Source organism: Actinopolyspora sabaoui (assembly GCF_051225635.1).
In the GTDB taxonomy this organism is placed as follows: domain Bacteria; phylum Actinomycetota; class Actinomycetes; order Mycobacteriales; family Pseudonocardiaceae; genus Actinopolyspora.
Genome location: NZ_JBMIHH010000010.1, coordinates 100,109 through 114,560, shown reverse-complemented (window position 1 = coordinate 114,560; position 14,452 = coordinate 100,109). Strand labels below are relative to the sequence as shown.

Here is a 14,452-nt window from a genome sequence, read left to right as displayed (position 1 = left end):
GCTCTCACCTCGTGAGCGGTTCGAGAGCGATGTGCGGGCCACGACGAGGATGCGGTGCCCGGACGAGGACACGTCCGGGCACCTTTTCGATGACGAGAGCTCGGAAACCTGTCAGGGGCAGCCCATCAGGGACAGCCCGTCAGGGACAGCTCGTCGGATAGCTGGTCCGATTGTTGGTGTTGACCTCGGCGCCCCTGCCGTTGATGACGTTCTCGATGGTGCTCACCCCTGACCGTTGTTGCCCCAGCCCCGCCGCGACGGTGGAAACGCCGGTGAGCGCCACCATGCGGCGAAGCGAACCGTGGCGCCTGGATAGTTGCGAAATGCCCATTTTCTCCTCCGCTCGGAAAACATCCGGCGGTGGACTCGCTTCCCCGATACGAATCCTGGGCTTTTCGTGGGCGATGAGCTCATGCCGCAGCGCGGTTGTCGTGATGCTGTTCTTCGGATGTCGCGTCGATTGTTCCGCCCGGCACCGGAAGGCTGCCTGTTGGTGCCGTGATTGCTGTGCGGCACGACTCCGGCGGAAGTTTCGGAAATCGTGATCTTCCTGCGGTATTTCCTCCCCGTGTCGGTGTGGCGTCCCGCTTTCGGAACGCCTGCTTACTGGGGTGCTTGTTTTGTGACGGGCACGTTCCTTGCGTGGCGAGTCTCCAACCGTTGGTGGTTCACTCGAGGTGAGATATGGGAAGACGGGGGCGTTTTCCCGCAATGGCGGGTGGCTGCCGGGTTCGCTGGGTGCTTTCGGGTCCGATTCGGAAACCAGACTGCGAAAGAGGCGACAACATCGCGATCGCTTCCGCCGAGCTCGAGGTGATCCAGCGGATCATGATCGGTCCGGAAGAAATTTCACAGCCGGAGTCGCTCCGTTTTACTTTCGTTGGAAAGTTGCTCGTGAGCTGCGGCGTGTGCTTTTTGTGTTCGATTCGGTTCGCGGAAAAAAGTTCCGTTGGTACTCCGAAAAGAGCAGGATCGGTGCTTTGTCGAGAGAGAACGGTTCCGTTGACTCGTTGACAGGTCGACGCGGACGTCGTAACACTGAATCGATCGCGAGAGCGTTCTCGTTTGTTTCCGATGTGCACTCGGTATTGCTGTCCCAGCTCGGGGAGGAAGGATCATGCACGACTCAGCGACCGTCGCATCGCGACAACGTCCCCTCGGACGCGGCCATACCGCGGCACTCGCGGCCGGCATGCTCGTGCTCGGTTGTGCCGCCCAGTTCACGACAGGAACCCCTGTTGCCGAAGCCGAACAGCTGTCCCGGCAGGCCGCCCCCAGCGTCGTGGAGGTGACCGGGAGTCAGGGAGACTGGCGACTCATGGTGGACGGATCCCCGTACCAGGTGAAAGGCCTCACCTGGGGACCGGCTCCCGACCAGGCCGCTTCCCGGATGCCCGAACTGAAGCGCATGGGAGTCAACACCGTACGGACCTGGGGAACCGACGCGACCACCGCACCCCTGCTGGACGCCGCCGCTGCCAACGGGATCAAGGTAATGAACGGATTCTGGCTGCAGCCGGGAGGCGGCCCCGGAAGCGGTGGTTGTATCGACTACGTGAGTGACTCCGAGTACAAATCCACGATGCTCTCCGACATCACCGGTTGGGTGGACACCTACAAGTCCCACCCGGGCGTACTGATGTGGAACGTGGGCAACGAGTCGATCCTGGGGTTGCGGGACTGCTTCTCGGGACAGGAACTCGAACAGCAGCGCGACGCCTATGCGAGTTTCGTCAACAGGGTGACCGAGCGGATCCACGCCATCGATCCCAACCATCCCGTGACCTCGACCGACGCCTGGACCGGGGCCTGGCCGTATCTCAAGGAGAACGCGCCCGCACTCGACCTCTACTCGGTCAACGCCTACTCCGATGTCTGCGGGGTCAGCCAGGACTGGAACTCCGGCGGTTACAGCAAGCCTTACATCGTCACCGAGACGGGACCACCCGGCGAGTGGGAGGTCTCCGACGACGTCAACGGTGTCCCGGACGAACCCACCGATGTGGCCAAGGCGCAGGGCTACACCGAGGCGTGGAACTGCGTCACCGGCCACGAGGGCGTGGCGCTCGGTGCCACGCTGTTCCACTACGGAACCGAGAACGATTTCGGCGGTGTCTGGTTCAACCTGGTACCCGGCGGTGAAAAGCGGTTGTCGTACTACTCGGTGGCGGATGCCTACGGGGGCCGGGTCGGTGGCAACACTCCTCCGGTGATCTCGAACATGAGCGTCGACACCCCCACATCGGTTCCCGCCGGGGAAACCTTCACCCTCTCGGCCGACGTATCGGATCCGGACGGCGATCCGATCGACTACCGGATTATGATCAACAGCAAGTACATGGACAGCAGTTCGGCACTGGTACCCGCGCCGGGTTTCACCGGTTCGGGGCCGTTCACCGTGACCGTTCCGGAGCGTCTCGGGGTGTGGAAGGTCTACCTCTACGCTCGTGACGGTCAGGGCAACGTCGGTATCGAGACCCAGTCGTTCCGTGTCGTGCCGCCCGAGGCATCGGGGACCAACGTGGCGCTGGACAAACCGGCCAGTGCCTCCTCGTACCAGAAGACCGGCTCGGGAGCCCCCTTCCCACCCGCCAACGTTACCGACGGGGACGACTCGACCCGTTGGGCCAGTGACTGGAGCGATCCGCAGTGGATCCAGGTCGATCTGGGCTCGGCGACCTCCTTCGACCATCTCCAGCTCGTCTGGGAGGCAGCCTACGGTTCGCACTACGAGATCCGGGTTTCCGAGGACGGTACGAACTGGAACACGATCCATACGATGTCCAACGGAAACGGCGGGGTGGATTCGTTGGACGTGTCCGGCACGGGACGTTACGTGCGGATGTACGGCACGGAGCGTGGTACCGGTTACGGGTACTCCCTGAAGGAGTTCGGGATCTACCGGAACTGAACTCCACCAGGGTTTTTCGTGACGGTGTCGCCGAGTGGCGAACTTCGCCGGTACTCGGCGACACCGTTCGTCACGCCGTGGGCACCACCGCGGCTCGCGCCGGGCCGCCACGGCACGTCTCGAGGTAACGACGGACGATCAGTTCTGCCACCTCGGAGTGGATTCCCAACGGTTCGGCCACCGCCTTCGAAGGCATCTCCCGCAGCCAGCGGTGGAACAGTCCCGGCGCCAGCAGATAGGGCGCGACGAACTCCCCGCCGTCTCCGCGCGCGCAGATCTCGGAGGTACGTGGTCGTGCCGAGGTGATGTAGGTCGCCGGTAGTGGTTCGCCGTCCGGACGAACCAGTTCTCCGAGCAGTCCGGCGGCACGATCCACATCGCTGAGCGCGTGTTCGTCGGAGGAACCCGCCGCGGCGAAGATCACCGGATCTCCGGGGCGCCATCCGGCCTCCCGCAACCTGTGCAGCATCACCCACGCCAGTTCCGGTGCCGGGCCCACCGGATCGGTCACCCGCACCTCGGCCTCGTGCCCGCTGTCGGCGAGCTGACCGGGAAGATCGGTGCGCACGTGGTACCCGGAGGCCAGAAAGGCGGGAACGGCCACGATCCGCCCGCTGACTCCCCGGAGTGCTTCGGCCACCGTGGGGCCGACCACGTCCACATTGGCTGTGCGTACCGGCACGCCCAGCCGACTCCCGGCGGTGTGCGCCAATTGGCGGATCACCCGCCCACCCCGCGGGTCCCGAGTGCCGTGGGCCACCAGCAACAGGGTGGGGGTGTTTTCCGAGGTGCCGTTTCCACCCGAGGGGAACTCGCACGGGGCGGTCAATCGGTGCCCACCTCGACGAGCCCGGCGTGGCAACGTACCGGATAGATCGGCAGTCTGGTTTCGGGATCGTCGAGACATTCCCCGCTTCGCAGCGAGAAAACCTGTTTGTGCATGGGGGAGGAGACGGTCGGTTCCCCCAGGCGGTCCCCGACGATGCCGCGGCTGATCACGCCGGCACCGCTGAAGGGATCCACGTTTCCCAGCGCGAACAGCTCGTCCTCCCCGGTGCGGAACAGCGCCACGGTGTGTCCTCCCACGAGTGCGGCCACTCCGAAATCGGTGGGCACGTCGGGTTCTCGGCAGACAGCATGCCACCTCATGCCGAAACCTCCTCGGTGACTCGGTCCTGTTCGGACTGGGCAACCGGCGTCGGAAGATCGATCGGTTCGGGACGGATCTGGCCCCGTTCCTCGGTGAAACTGATAGTGGGATCGGGCGCGTCGGGTGCGTTGACGAACGAGACAAAACGAGAGAGCTTCTCGGAGTCATCGAGTACCGCCCGCCATTCGTCGGTGTAGCTCGCGGTGTGACGGGCCATGGCCGCCTCGAGATCGGCCACGATTCCCAAGCTGTCCTCGACCACCACTTCGCGTACGTGCTCCAGCCCGTTGTCGAACGACTCGATCCAGCCCGCCGTCCGCTGCAGGCGCTCGGCCGTGCGGATGTAGAACATCAGGAACCGGTCGATCAGGCGGATCAGTTCCTCGTCGGTCAGATCCGAAGCCAGCAACTCGGCGTGCCTCGGGTTGAATCCCCCGTTACCGCCCACGTAGAGGTTCCACCCGCGTTCCGTGGCGATGACCCCGAAGTCCTTCGATCTGGCCTCGGCGCACTCCCGCGCACAGCCGGACACCCCAGCCTTGATCTTGTGAGGGGCTCGTAGTCCCCGGTAGCGCATCTCCAACCGGATCGCCATGGTCACCGAGTCCTGCACGCCGTAACGACACCAGTCGGTACCCACACAGGACTTGACGGTTCGCAGGGCCTTGCCGTAGGCATGGCCCGATTCGAAACCGGCGTCCACCAATCTGCGCCATATCTCGGGAAGGTGCTCCACCCTCGCCCCGAACATGTCGATACGCTGCCCACCGGTGATCTTGGTGTAGAGGCCGAACTCGGTGGCCACCTGTCCCAGCGTGATCAGTTTGTCCGGTGTGATCTCGCCGCCAGGCACGCGGGGTACAACGGAATACGTGCCGTTGCGCTGCATGTTGGCGAGGAATCGGTCGTTGGTGTCCTGCAAACCGGCCTGCTCGTCGTCGAGGATGTGCGAATTCACCGAACTCGCCAGAATGGAAGCCACCGCCGGTTTGCAGACGTCACATCCCCGACCCGTGCCGTACTCGGCTATCAGGCGGGAGAACGTCGTGATGCCGGTCGCCTGAACGATCTCGAACAGCTCCGACCTGGACTGCGCGAAGTGTTCGCACAGTGCGTCCGAAATCGCCACTCCCGCTTCGTCCAACAGGTTCTTCAGCATCGGAACGCAGGAGCCGCAACCGGTGCCGGCCTTGGTGCACGACTTGACACCGGCCACGTCCTCGGCCGCTCCCGACGCTATGACCGTGGTGATGTCCCTCTTGCGTACGTTGTGGCAGGAGCACACCGTCGCCTCGTCCGGAAGCACGCCGGTGCTCGGGCCACCGGACCGCGTCGCGGGTAACAACAGCTGTTCGGGCGGACCGGGCAGTGCGGTGCCGGTCAGTGGCCGCAGCGTGTCGTAGGCACTCGCGTCGCCGACCAGCACACCGCCGAGCAGCGTGCTCGCGTCGTCGTCCAGCACGAGCTTGGCATAGGTGCCTTCGGCGTTGTTGGCGTAGACGACTTCCAGGGCCCCCTCGGAAGTACCGTGCGCGTCACCGAAGCTGGCCACGTCGACCCCGACGAGTTTCAGCTTGGTCGCGCCGTCGGCGCCCTGGAACTCCGCGTGGTCGCGTTCGGTGAGTTGACCGGCAACCGCCGCGGCCATCCGGTAGCCGGGAGCCACCAAACCGTGGCACTGGCCCCGCACCGCCGCGCACTCACCGATCGCCCAGACACACGGATCCTCGGTTCGGCAGTTGCTGTCGACCAGAAAACCACCGCGCTCCCCGCGCGGCAGTCCCGCTGATTCGGCGAGCTCGTCGCGAGGTCTGATTCCGGCGGAGAACACCAGTAGTCCCGTCTCGATCTCGGTGCCGTCGGTCAACGTCACCGAGCCGAGTTCACCGTGCTTACCGGGGTGGGCACCCGAGGTGGCCACGCCGGTGTGCACCTCGAGTCCCAGATCGCCGACGAGCCGTGCCAACACGGCTCCACCGCCCTCGTCGACCTGAACCGGCATGAGTCGTGGCGCCACCTCGACCACATGGGCACGCATTCCCAGCGCACGCAGGGCGTCGGCTGCCTCCAACCCGAGCAGCCCACCGCCGACCACCACACCGTCGGTGCCGGGGACCGCCGCCGAGCGGATTCCGTCGAGATCCTCCAGCGTGCGGTACACGTGGCAGCCCTCGAGCTCGGATCCCGGAACCGGTGGTACGAACGGGCGCGAGCCGGTGGCCAGCACCAGCGCGTCGTAGTGCAGCGTCTCACCGGCAGTGGTGGAAACCGTTCGGGTGGCTCGGTCGATATCGGTGGCGCCCACTCCGGTGCGTAGCTCCACCCGTCGATCCTCCCGGATCCCGGAAGTGAGCAGGCTCAGCTCCTCGGCGGTGGACTCGGTCATGTATGAGGACAGGCCCACCCGGTCGTAGGCTGCGTACGGTTCCTCACCGAGTACCACGATCCGCCAGTTCTCCGCCGAGTCGCGTTCGCGGATCTCCTCCACCAGTCGGTTTCCGACCATGCCGTGGCCGATGATGACGAGTGTCTTACTCATTCCGTACCCTCCGTTCCGGGGAGTCGGTTCCGCTCGGGACACGTTCGGTGCTCGATACGGCCAGGGATCCGCACAGTTCGCGGACGGCGCCGGTGCAGCTTCCGCAGCCGGTGGTTGCCCGCGTGGCCGCGGCGAGAGCGGCCACATCCCGCGCCCCGCCGTGGTAGGCCGCTGTCAGCGTGGATCGGGATACGTTGTTGCAGTGGCACAGCACCGGATCGGCCGGTACACCGCCCGCCGTTCCGAAGCCGGTCGGCAGATCGAGCAGCGTCGCCAGCCGCTCGGAGGGGACCGGCATGCCGGTGTCGTGCAGCTGACTGAGCGTGGCGATCGCTTCCGGCAGGCCGAGCAGTGTGGCAGCCACCAGGCGGTCCTCGCGCAGCGCCAGCCGCGCGTAACGCCGTCGCTTCGGGTCGTTGAACGTGACGTGTTCGATCTCGTGGTTCTTTCCGGTGAGCACATCCGGCGGTCCGATCGAGGCGAGTTCGAGCCCCGCCCCACGAGCACGTAGGATTCCGCCGGTCCCGTGAGGCCTCACCGGGACGTCGTCGTCACTTCCCAGCAGGACTGCCGCCAGCGCCTCGGCCTGGTCCCACCACTCGGTGAGCGAGTCCGCCACACCCGAGGGCGGCTCCGCGCAGCCCCCTAACGCGTGAACACGCGGATCGCCGGTTCGCAGTTCGGAGTCGACCACGATCCCCCGCGAGATATCCAGGCCGGACTCGGCCGCCGGGGCGGTGTCCGGTCGAGTGCCGGTGCGCAGGACCAGTGCCTCGGCGGAAACGGCCTCGCCCGAGGCCAGCACCAGTTTCCCCGGCAGGAACTCGCTCGCGGTCTCACCCGGTAGCACGTTCACCCCGTTGTCGCGCAGCGTGTTCGCGACGATTCCGCCGGCGGTGCGGTCCAGTCGCCGCGGCAGCGGGTGCTGTTCGCGGTGCAGCAGCGAGACCTCGTAGCCGGCTGTGGCCAGCGCGTGTGCTGTCTCCACTCCGTCCAGACCACCGCCGAGCACGGTGACCGAGGCGTCGGCCGCCAGCTGACCGCGCATCCGAATACCCTCGTCCGGGTGACGAAGCGGCCAGGTTCCCTTCGCCGGTAAGCCGTGGTCCGAGATTCCTGGCAGGTCCGGCACGACGCTGTGGGTTCCGGTGGCCAGTACCAGTACGTCGTAGTCGTACGTCTCACCGTGCTCGGTACCTACCCGCTGTCGAGTTCGATCGATACTCGTGACCCGCGTGTTCCGGTGAACTCGCACGGGGGAGGGGTGTTCCGGTAGCGCCGCGAGCTCGGGGGCGAGCCCGTTGGCCACGACGGTGGGCAGCAGCGCGGGATTGTGGGGCCCTTGCTCGGCGGCGTCGAGCACGGTGATACTCCCCGGGTAGTCCCGTGCCGTCAGTCGTTCGACCAACCGGTGTGCGGCGGGGCAGTGGCCGATGATCACGAGTCGTGTCATGCGCGCACCTCCTCGGCGCCCGAGATCGACACGGCCGCCACCTTGAACTCGGGAATCCCGCTCCGGGGATCGAGCACCGGGTTGGTGAGCAGATTCGCGCAGCCGGCCCCGCCGTAGTGGATCGGCAGAAAGAGCGTGTCCGGCCGGATCGAGCCGTCGAGTCTCGCCCTGGCGAGCGTCGTGCCACGGGCGGAACTCACCCGTGCCAGCTGTCCGTCGTGCACCCCCCTGCGTGCCGCGGTGTCCGGGTGCAGCCGTACGAACGATTCCGGTTCGGCCGTAGCGAGTTCGCCGACACGTCGGGTCTGTTCCCCCGTCTGGTAGTGCCCCGAGATCCTGCCGGTGGTGGCCACCAGCGGGTACTCGTGATTGGTGTCCTCAGCGGGTCCGTGCCAATCGACCGCCGCGAAACGGGCCTTGCCGTCCGGGTGGGCGAACGAGTCCAGAAACAGGCGAGGAGTTCCCGGGTGCGGTACCTGCTCGTCCGGTGTTTTCGGGCACGGCCAGTGCAACGCCTGCCCGGCGTCGAGGCGCTCGTAGTCGATCCCCGAATAGTCCGCGGCACCGCCGGCCGAGGCCCGTGCCAGTTCGTCGAAGACCGTGCTCGGTCGGGTCGGGAAGCGGCTCTCCGGTTGGCCGAGGCGAGTCGCCAGTCCTCGCAGGACGTCCAAATCGGATCTGGCGCTTCCCGGAGGTGGCAGCAACGCCCGTCGACGCAGCACCCGTCCCTCCAGGTTGGTCATGGTGCCTTCCTCCTCGGCCCACTGCGTGACCGGCAGCACCACATCGGCCATTCGGGTGGTCTCGGAGGGAAGGAAGTCGGCGACCACCAGCAGATCCAGTCGCGACAGCTGTGCTCGTGCCAGCCCGGCGTGGGGTGCCGAAAGCACCGGATTGGCGCCGAACACGAGCAGGGCCCGGATGCCTCCCGGGGATCCAGCCGACTCCAGCAATCGGGTCGCCGGTATACCCGGCCCAGGCAGGTTCTCCTCTGCGACCCCCCACACGTCGGCGACATGTGCGCGTGCGCGCGGGTCCGTGATGGAACGGTAGCCGGGCAGCTGATCGGCTTTCTGCCCGTGCTCCCGGCCGCCCTGGCCGTTTCCCTGCCCGGTCAGACAGCCGTACCCGTGGCCCCTCGTGCCGGGCAGACCCAACACGAGGGCGAGGTTGATGAACCCGGCCACGGTGTCGGCGCCATCGCCGTGCTGCTCGGAGCCCCTGCCGGTGAGTACATAGGAACTTCGTGCTCGGGCCAGCATCCGCACCGCCTGCCGCTGTGCCGAGACGGGCACTCCCGTGACACGCTCGACCCGCTCCGGCCACCAGGTCACCGCTCGGGCCCAGGCCTGTTCGAATCCGGTGGTGCGTCGTGCCGTGTACTCCGAGTCGTGCCACCCCTCGGTCACCGCGATGTGCAGCAGCCCCAGCGCGAGCGCCAGGTCGGTGCCGGGACGCGGCCGCAGATGCAGTTCGGCCCGTTCCGCCGTGGCGCTGCGGCGGGGATCGATGACCACCAGCCGAGCTCCTTCGAGATGCCGCATCAACGGCGGCATAGTCTCGGCCGGGTTGCCACCGGCGAGCAGGATCACTTCCGCGTCGGCGAGGTCCGTGACGGGGAACGGCAGGCCGCGGTCCACCCCGAAGGCCGCGTTACCCGCGGTCGCCGCCGCGGCCATGCAGAATCGCCCGTTGTAGTCGATACGGCTGCTTCCCAGCGCCACCCGGGCGAACTTTCCCAGCGAGTAGGCCTTTTCGTTGGTCAAACCGCCACCGCCGAAAATCCCCACAGCGTCCGCACCGGACTCGGCGATGATCTCGTCGAGGTTGCTCGCGATCCGGTCCAGTGCCTCCTCCCAGCCCGCCGGAGCGAGTTCACCCCGCCCGGTACGCAGCTGCGGCTCGTGCAGGCGGTCGGCACTTCCCAGCACCTCGGGGGCGGTCCATCCCTTGCGGCACAGCCCACCGCGGTTGACGGGAAACGACGACGGCGAAACCGATACCTCACCCGCGCGCTCGCTCAGCTCCGTACCGCACTGCAACGCGCAGTAGGGGCAGTGGGTAGCCACTTGGTGTCGCGCCATTCATCGCCTCCCGAGGTCCGTACACGGTCGCCGTCGGTGCCGTGATTCGGCTCTTCCGTCGTAGTCGACGGATTCGTTGGAAACTCTAGGGTGATCGTGTTTCGCGGCCCAGTGTGTCGTGTTGCGCTTAGGAAAAGCAGGGTTACTCGAATTTCACGGGGTGCTCGTGACCGCGTGCGTTCGCTCCCCGTCGTGCCGAGGCTCCGTTCACCTGCCGGGCGTCACTCGTAAGTGGCGTGCGACCGTGGTGGACGTGGTCGAGTGCGATGCGGAAGACGCGGCGGGTTGGCAACGGGCCTGTGAACTGGTCGCGGTCGCCCGCAGGATCACGGTGTTGACCGGTGCGGGAATCTCGACCGGGGCGGGGATCCCGGACTTCCGGGGGCCGAACGGTGTCTGGACACGTGACCCACGGGCGCAGCGCCTCAGCGACATCGACAGCTATCGGGCCGATCCCGAGGTGCGCCGCGCGGCGTGGCGCGGTCGGGCGCGGCATCCCGCCTGGGAGGCCGAACCCGGCCCGGCTCATCGGGCTTTCGTGGAGCTGGCGAACTCGGGAAGGCTCCGCACGCTGCTGACGCAGAACATAGACGAGCTGCACCAGCGTGCCGGTCTCGATCCCGAGCTCGTGCTGGAGCTGCACGGTTCCATGTTCGGCACCGTGTGCCTGGACTGTGGTGAGAAGGGGACCATGCGTGCCGCGCTGCGGCGCGTGGCGGAGGGGGAGCCCGATCCGGCGTGCGAGTGCTGTGGTGGCATCCTCAAGTCGGCGACCGTCTCCTTCGGCCAAGCGCTGGATCCCGAGGTGGTTCGTTCCGGGCAACGAGCCGCGATGGACTGCGAGCTTTTCCTGGCCGCAGGCACATCACTGACGGTGCACCCCGCCGCGGGCTTCGCCGAGCTGGCGGCACGGGCAGGTGCCGATCTGATCGTCTGCAACGCGGAGCCCACTCCCTACGACGAGCAGGCCGCCGCCGTGTTGCGCGGTGACCTCGACGAAGTTCTGCCCCGGTTGCTCTCCGTGCCCCCGGTGCCGAACTCCCGCCCGCTGCGTACCTGGGGGGACCCCAGCACCTGGTGAGTCCTCCGGGCCCACCGGAGGTCCCGTTCGGCACGGCCGAGATATGGCGTCCCGCGGAATCTCCGGCCGGAGCCCGTCCGGAGGAAATTCCGTTTGGGGAGTCAGCGGGCCCGGCGAGCACGCCGCCTCGTGGACACGGGAACTCGCCGCTCCGGTCGGCCAGTCGGGGAGACCTCCGGGAGGTGATCAACTCCCTGTATCACTCGTCCGCGTTAGCCGTGCGCAGCGTGCGCATGGCTATGGCAAGTTGCTCGGACGCCTCGGGACCCAGCGGCCCCAGGACCGTGCGGCGCAGGATCTCCGCGCAGGCACTCTTCGCTGTTTCCGCTGTCACCCGACCGTGGTCGGTCAGTGTCACGTAGGTGACGCGACGGTCGGTGTCGCAGGGCTCCCTGCGGATCAGATCCGCGGCTACCAGTCGGTCCGCCACCTTGGTGAACCCTCCGCTGCTCAGTGCCGCTTCCCGCGCCAGTTTGGTCATCGGCATACGCCATTCCGGCGAGCGCACCAGCCTGACGAGGATGTCGAAAGCGCCCGGGGTGAGGTCGAACCGCTCGTTGATTTCGGACATGAGCCGTTCCTGTGTCACGTGATACCCCTCGATCACGAGTCCCCACCAGGTGACGATCTCGTCGTCCTCCGCCTCCTGACTCGCCGTGCCGGGGTCGACGGCGGTGATGTCCTCGGTTCCCACCTGGCTGCCCTTCTTCGTGTGGTCGTTTCGCCTCCGTAGTCTAACGGCCGCCAAGGTAACCCTTCTATAGAAGCTTCTTGCTAAGAAGATGCTTTCTGGTAGTATTCTTTCTGTGAAGGAGAGGGCGTCGGCCGCCGAGGGCGACGTCGGTTATTCGAAGGAGTCGTACTGATGAGCAGTCCGGTCAAGCTCGCGGTCGTTTACTACTCGGCCACCGGTGTGATCGCCGAAGTAGCCAACGCGTTGGTCGCCGAAGCCGAAGCGGCCGGTGCCGAGGTCCGGTTGCGGCGGGTCGCCGAACTCGCTCCGGACGAGGCCGTGGACGCCAATCCGGCATGGCGCGCGAACCTCGAAGCGACCAGGACCGTCGTCGAGGTCACCCCGGACGACCTGGTCTGGGCGGATGCCGTCATCTTCGGCAGCCCCACGCGCTACGGCAACGTGGCGGCCCAGCTCAAGCAGTTCATCGACTCGCTGGGGCCGCAGTGGCAACAGGGGCTGCTCGCGGACAAGGTCTACAGCGGGTTCACCTCCACCTCGACCAAGCACGGTGGGCAGGAGTCCACGCTGCTCGCGCTGTACAACAGCGTGCACCACTTCGGCGGGATCCTGGTCAGCCCCGGCTACACCGACGGCTCCAAGTTCGTCGACGGCAATCCCTACGGCACCAGCCACGTCGACGGCCAGGGGCAGTTCAAGGTCGACGGTGAGACCAGGCAGGCGGCGGCAGTGCAGGCTCGTCGAGTCGTCAACGTCGCCCGGGCACTGCGGGACGGCTCGGCCTGAGTCCACATTCGTGAGGCCCGCCGGGGCGCGGGAGGCTGCCAAGACCCGGCCCGATTCGACGGCTCCCGGCGGGCGACCCCACGCCGAACATTGACCTCTTCCTCGTTCGGAGGGCTGAAATGGGTATCGCCACCACTGGACTGCACCACGTGACCGCCATCGCCGGTGATCCGCAGCGGAACGCGGACTTCTACCTTCGTACACTGGGGCTTCGGATGGTCAAGACCACCGTCAACTTCGACGATCCGGGCACCTATCACCTCTACTACGGTGACGAGGCCGGCCGGCCCGGCACGTTGATGACGTTCTTCCCGTTCCACGGCGCTCCTGCCGGTAAGCACGGCAACGGGCAGGCCACCGCCGTCGCGTTCTCCGTGCCGGAGCGCTCCCTGGGCTGGTGGCATCGCCACCTCAGCGACTTGGGGATCGAGGTCGGCCCGGCACAGTCCCGCGACGAGGAGGAAGTGCTGACCTTTCGGGATCCGGACGGTCTTACCCTCTCGCTGGTCGCGCACCGGCAGCCGGACCCCCGCTCTCCCTGGGACAACGGCATCGTTCCCCCCGAACACGGCATTCGCGGGTTGCACTCGGTCTCACTCTCGGTCGACGAGGCGGACGCCACCGCCGGGATGCTGACCGGGATGGGACTCTCGCTGGCCGAGCAGCAGGACAATCGTTTCCGCTTCGCCGCGGCCGACGGCGGCCCTGGAACCTACGTCGACGTGCTGGTACGTCCCGGTGCCGAGCGAGGTCTGGTCGCCGCCGGTACCGTGCACCACGTGGCCTGGCGAGCGCCCGACGAGTCGACGCAGGCAGCCTGGCGTTCGGAACTGGTCGAGAACGGTGTCTCGGTCACGTCCGTGTTGGATCGACAGTACTTCCGGTCGGTGTACTTCCGTGAGCCGGGCGGAACACTGCTGGAGATCGCCACCGACGAGCCCGGCTTCACCGCCGACGAACCCCTGCTCGAACTGGGGCGGGCACTCAAGCTCCCGCCGTGGCTGGAACCCAGCAGGGAACAGATCGAGGCGGCGCTGCCCCGGCTCGACCTGCCGAGTGAGAACAACCCGGAAAGGCCGGCCGCATGAGCACCTCCGAGCTACCGCTTCGCCACGAGTTCACCGAGGGGAACCCGCGTTCACCCGTACTGCTGATGCTGCACGGCACCGGTGGTACGCCACGCGACATGGCTCCGCTCGGGTACCGGATCGATCCCGAGGCGGCACTGTTGTCCCCGAGCGGCAGTGTCTCGGAGAACGGGGTCTCACGGTGGTTCCGCCGGTACGCGGAGGGGGTGTTCGACGAACAGGACGTCCTTCGCCGGGCAGCGGAACTGGCCGAGTTCGTCGAACGGGCTCGCGACCACTACGGCATAACCGATCGCGGTTTGGTCGCCGTCGGATTCTCCAACGGCGCCAACATCGCCGCGGCACTGGCGCTGCTGCGCCCGGATGTGCTCACCGAAGCCGTGCTGTTCGCCGCGATGTCGCCGCTCACCGACGTACCGCGGCGTTCCCTGACCGACACGCGGGTGTGGATGTCCAACGGCGAACACGACCCCATGGCGCCGACGGCCGCCGTGAATCGACTCGTCGAGTCGCTGCGTGATCGTGGGGCCGAGGTAACCACACACCGCCATTCCGGCGGGCACGACATCACGGCGGAAGCACTGCGGGAGGCGGCCGACTGGGTGCGGCAGCGTCACTGAACCGGTGTTCGGGGGCACCGTGTGCCGAGCTCGGCGCGGCGCTCAC

General features: G+C 66.9%; 12 protein-coding genes. 5 read left to right on the top strand and 7 right to left on the bottom strand.

Annotated features, from left to right (window positions below):
* Positions 1–139: 139 nt before the first annotated feature.
* A complete protein-coding gene (locus ACOQFL_RS18570; RefSeq protein ID WP_435545452.1) occupies positions 140–331 on the bottom strand; it encodes a hypothetical protein in 192 nt (63 codons plus the stop codon).
* 786 nt (positions 332–1,117) lie between these two features.
* Between ACOQFL_RS18570 and ACOQFL_RS18565 the strand changes: the two genes are divergently transcribed.
* Positions 1,118–2,911 carry a discoidin domain-containing protein gene (locus ACOQFL_RS18565; protein ID WP_435545451.1) on the top strand — a complete coding sequence of 598 codons (1,794 nt, stop codon included), beginning with the start codon at positions 1,118–1,120 and terminating at the stop codon, positions 2,909–2,911.
* Positions 2,912–2,981: 70 nt separating this feature from the next.
* On the opposite strand, the gene ACOQFL_RS18560 is transcribed toward ACOQFL_RS18565, so the two are convergent.
* The 5 genes from ACOQFL_RS18560 to ACOQFL_RS18540 are packed head-to-tail and all read right to left on the bottom strand — an operon-like array spanning position 2,982 to position 10,137.
* Positions 2,982–3,740 (bottom strand): sirohydrochlorin chelatase, encoded by a 759-nt coding sequence (locus ACOQFL_RS18560; protein WP_435545450.1) that lies wholly within the window; start codon positions 3,738–3,740, stop codon positions 2,982–2,984.
* Positions 3,737–4,060 carry a nitrite reductase small subunit NirD gene (gene nirD / locus ACOQFL_RS18555; protein WP_435545449.1) on the bottom strand — a complete coding sequence of 108 codons (324 nt, stop codon included), beginning with the start codon at positions 4,058–4,060 and terminating at the stop codon, positions 3,737–3,739. The genes ACOQFL_RS18560 and nirD overlap by 4 nt, the downstream gene beginning before the upstream one ends.
* Positions 4,057–6,600, bottom strand: a complete 2,544-nt coding sequence (gene nirB, locus ACOQFL_RS18550) for a nitrite reductase large subunit NirB (protein ID WP_435545448.1) — start codon at positions 6,598–6,600, stop codon at positions 4,057–4,059. The genes nirD and nirB overlap by 4 nt, the downstream gene beginning before the upstream one ends.
* Positions 6,593–8,053 carry an FAD-dependent oxidoreductase gene (locus ACOQFL_RS18545; protein WP_435545447.1) on the bottom strand — a complete coding sequence of 487 codons (1,461 nt, stop codon included), beginning with the start codon at positions 8,051–8,053 and terminating at the stop codon, positions 6,593–6,595. The genes nirB and ACOQFL_RS18545 overlap by 8 nt, the downstream gene beginning before the upstream one ends.
* Positions 8,050–10,137 (bottom strand): molybdopterin oxidoreductase family protein, encoded by a 2,088-nt coding sequence (locus tag ACOQFL_RS18540; RefSeq protein ID WP_435545446.1) that lies wholly within the window; start codon positions 10,135–10,137, stop codon positions 8,050–8,052. The genes ACOQFL_RS18545 and ACOQFL_RS18540 overlap by 4 nt, the downstream gene beginning before the upstream one ends.
* Before the next feature lie 247 nt (positions 10,138–10,384).
* Between ACOQFL_RS18540 and ACOQFL_RS18535 the strand changes: the two genes are divergently transcribed.
* Complete coding sequence (locus ACOQFL_RS18535; protein ID WP_435545548.1) at positions 10,385–11,218, top strand: SIR2 family NAD-dependent protein deacylase; 834 nt, start codon at positions 10,385–10,387, stop codon at positions 11,216–11,218.
* A gap of 199 nt (positions 11,219–11,417) precedes the next feature.
* On the opposite strand, the gene ACOQFL_RS18530 is transcribed toward ACOQFL_RS18535, so the two are convergent.
* Positions 11,418–11,912 (bottom strand): MarR family winged helix-turn-helix transcriptional regulator, encoded by a 495-nt coding sequence (locus ACOQFL_RS18530; RefSeq protein WP_435545445.1) that lies wholly within the window; start codon positions 11,910–11,912, stop codon positions 11,418–11,420.
* A gap of 171 nt (positions 11,913–12,083) precedes the next feature.
* Between ACOQFL_RS18530 and wrbA the strand changes: the two genes are divergently transcribed.
* From wrbA to ACOQFL_RS18515, 3 genes are all read left to right on the top strand, one after another.
* Complete coding sequence (gene wrbA, locus ACOQFL_RS18525; RefSeq protein WP_435545444.1) at positions 12,084–12,698, top strand: NAD(P)H:quinone oxidoreductase; 615 nt, start codon at positions 12,084–12,086, stop codon at positions 12,696–12,698.
* Between the two features lie 119 nt (positions 12,699–12,817).
* Positions 12,818–13,786 carry a ring-cleaving dioxygenase gene (locus ACOQFL_RS18520; RefSeq protein ID WP_435545443.1) on the top strand — a complete coding sequence of 323 codons (969 nt, stop codon included), beginning with the start codon at positions 12,818–12,820 and terminating at the stop codon, positions 13,784–13,786.
* Positions 13,783–14,406: an alpha/beta hydrolase gene (locus ACOQFL_RS18515; RefSeq protein WP_435545442.1), complete on the top strand. Its 624-nt coding sequence runs from the start codon at positions 13,783–13,785 to the stop codon at positions 14,404–14,406. Before ACOQFL_RS18520 ends, ACOQFL_RS18515 begins: the two co-directional genes overlap by 4 nt.
* Positions 14,407–14,452 lie beyond the last annotated feature (46 nt).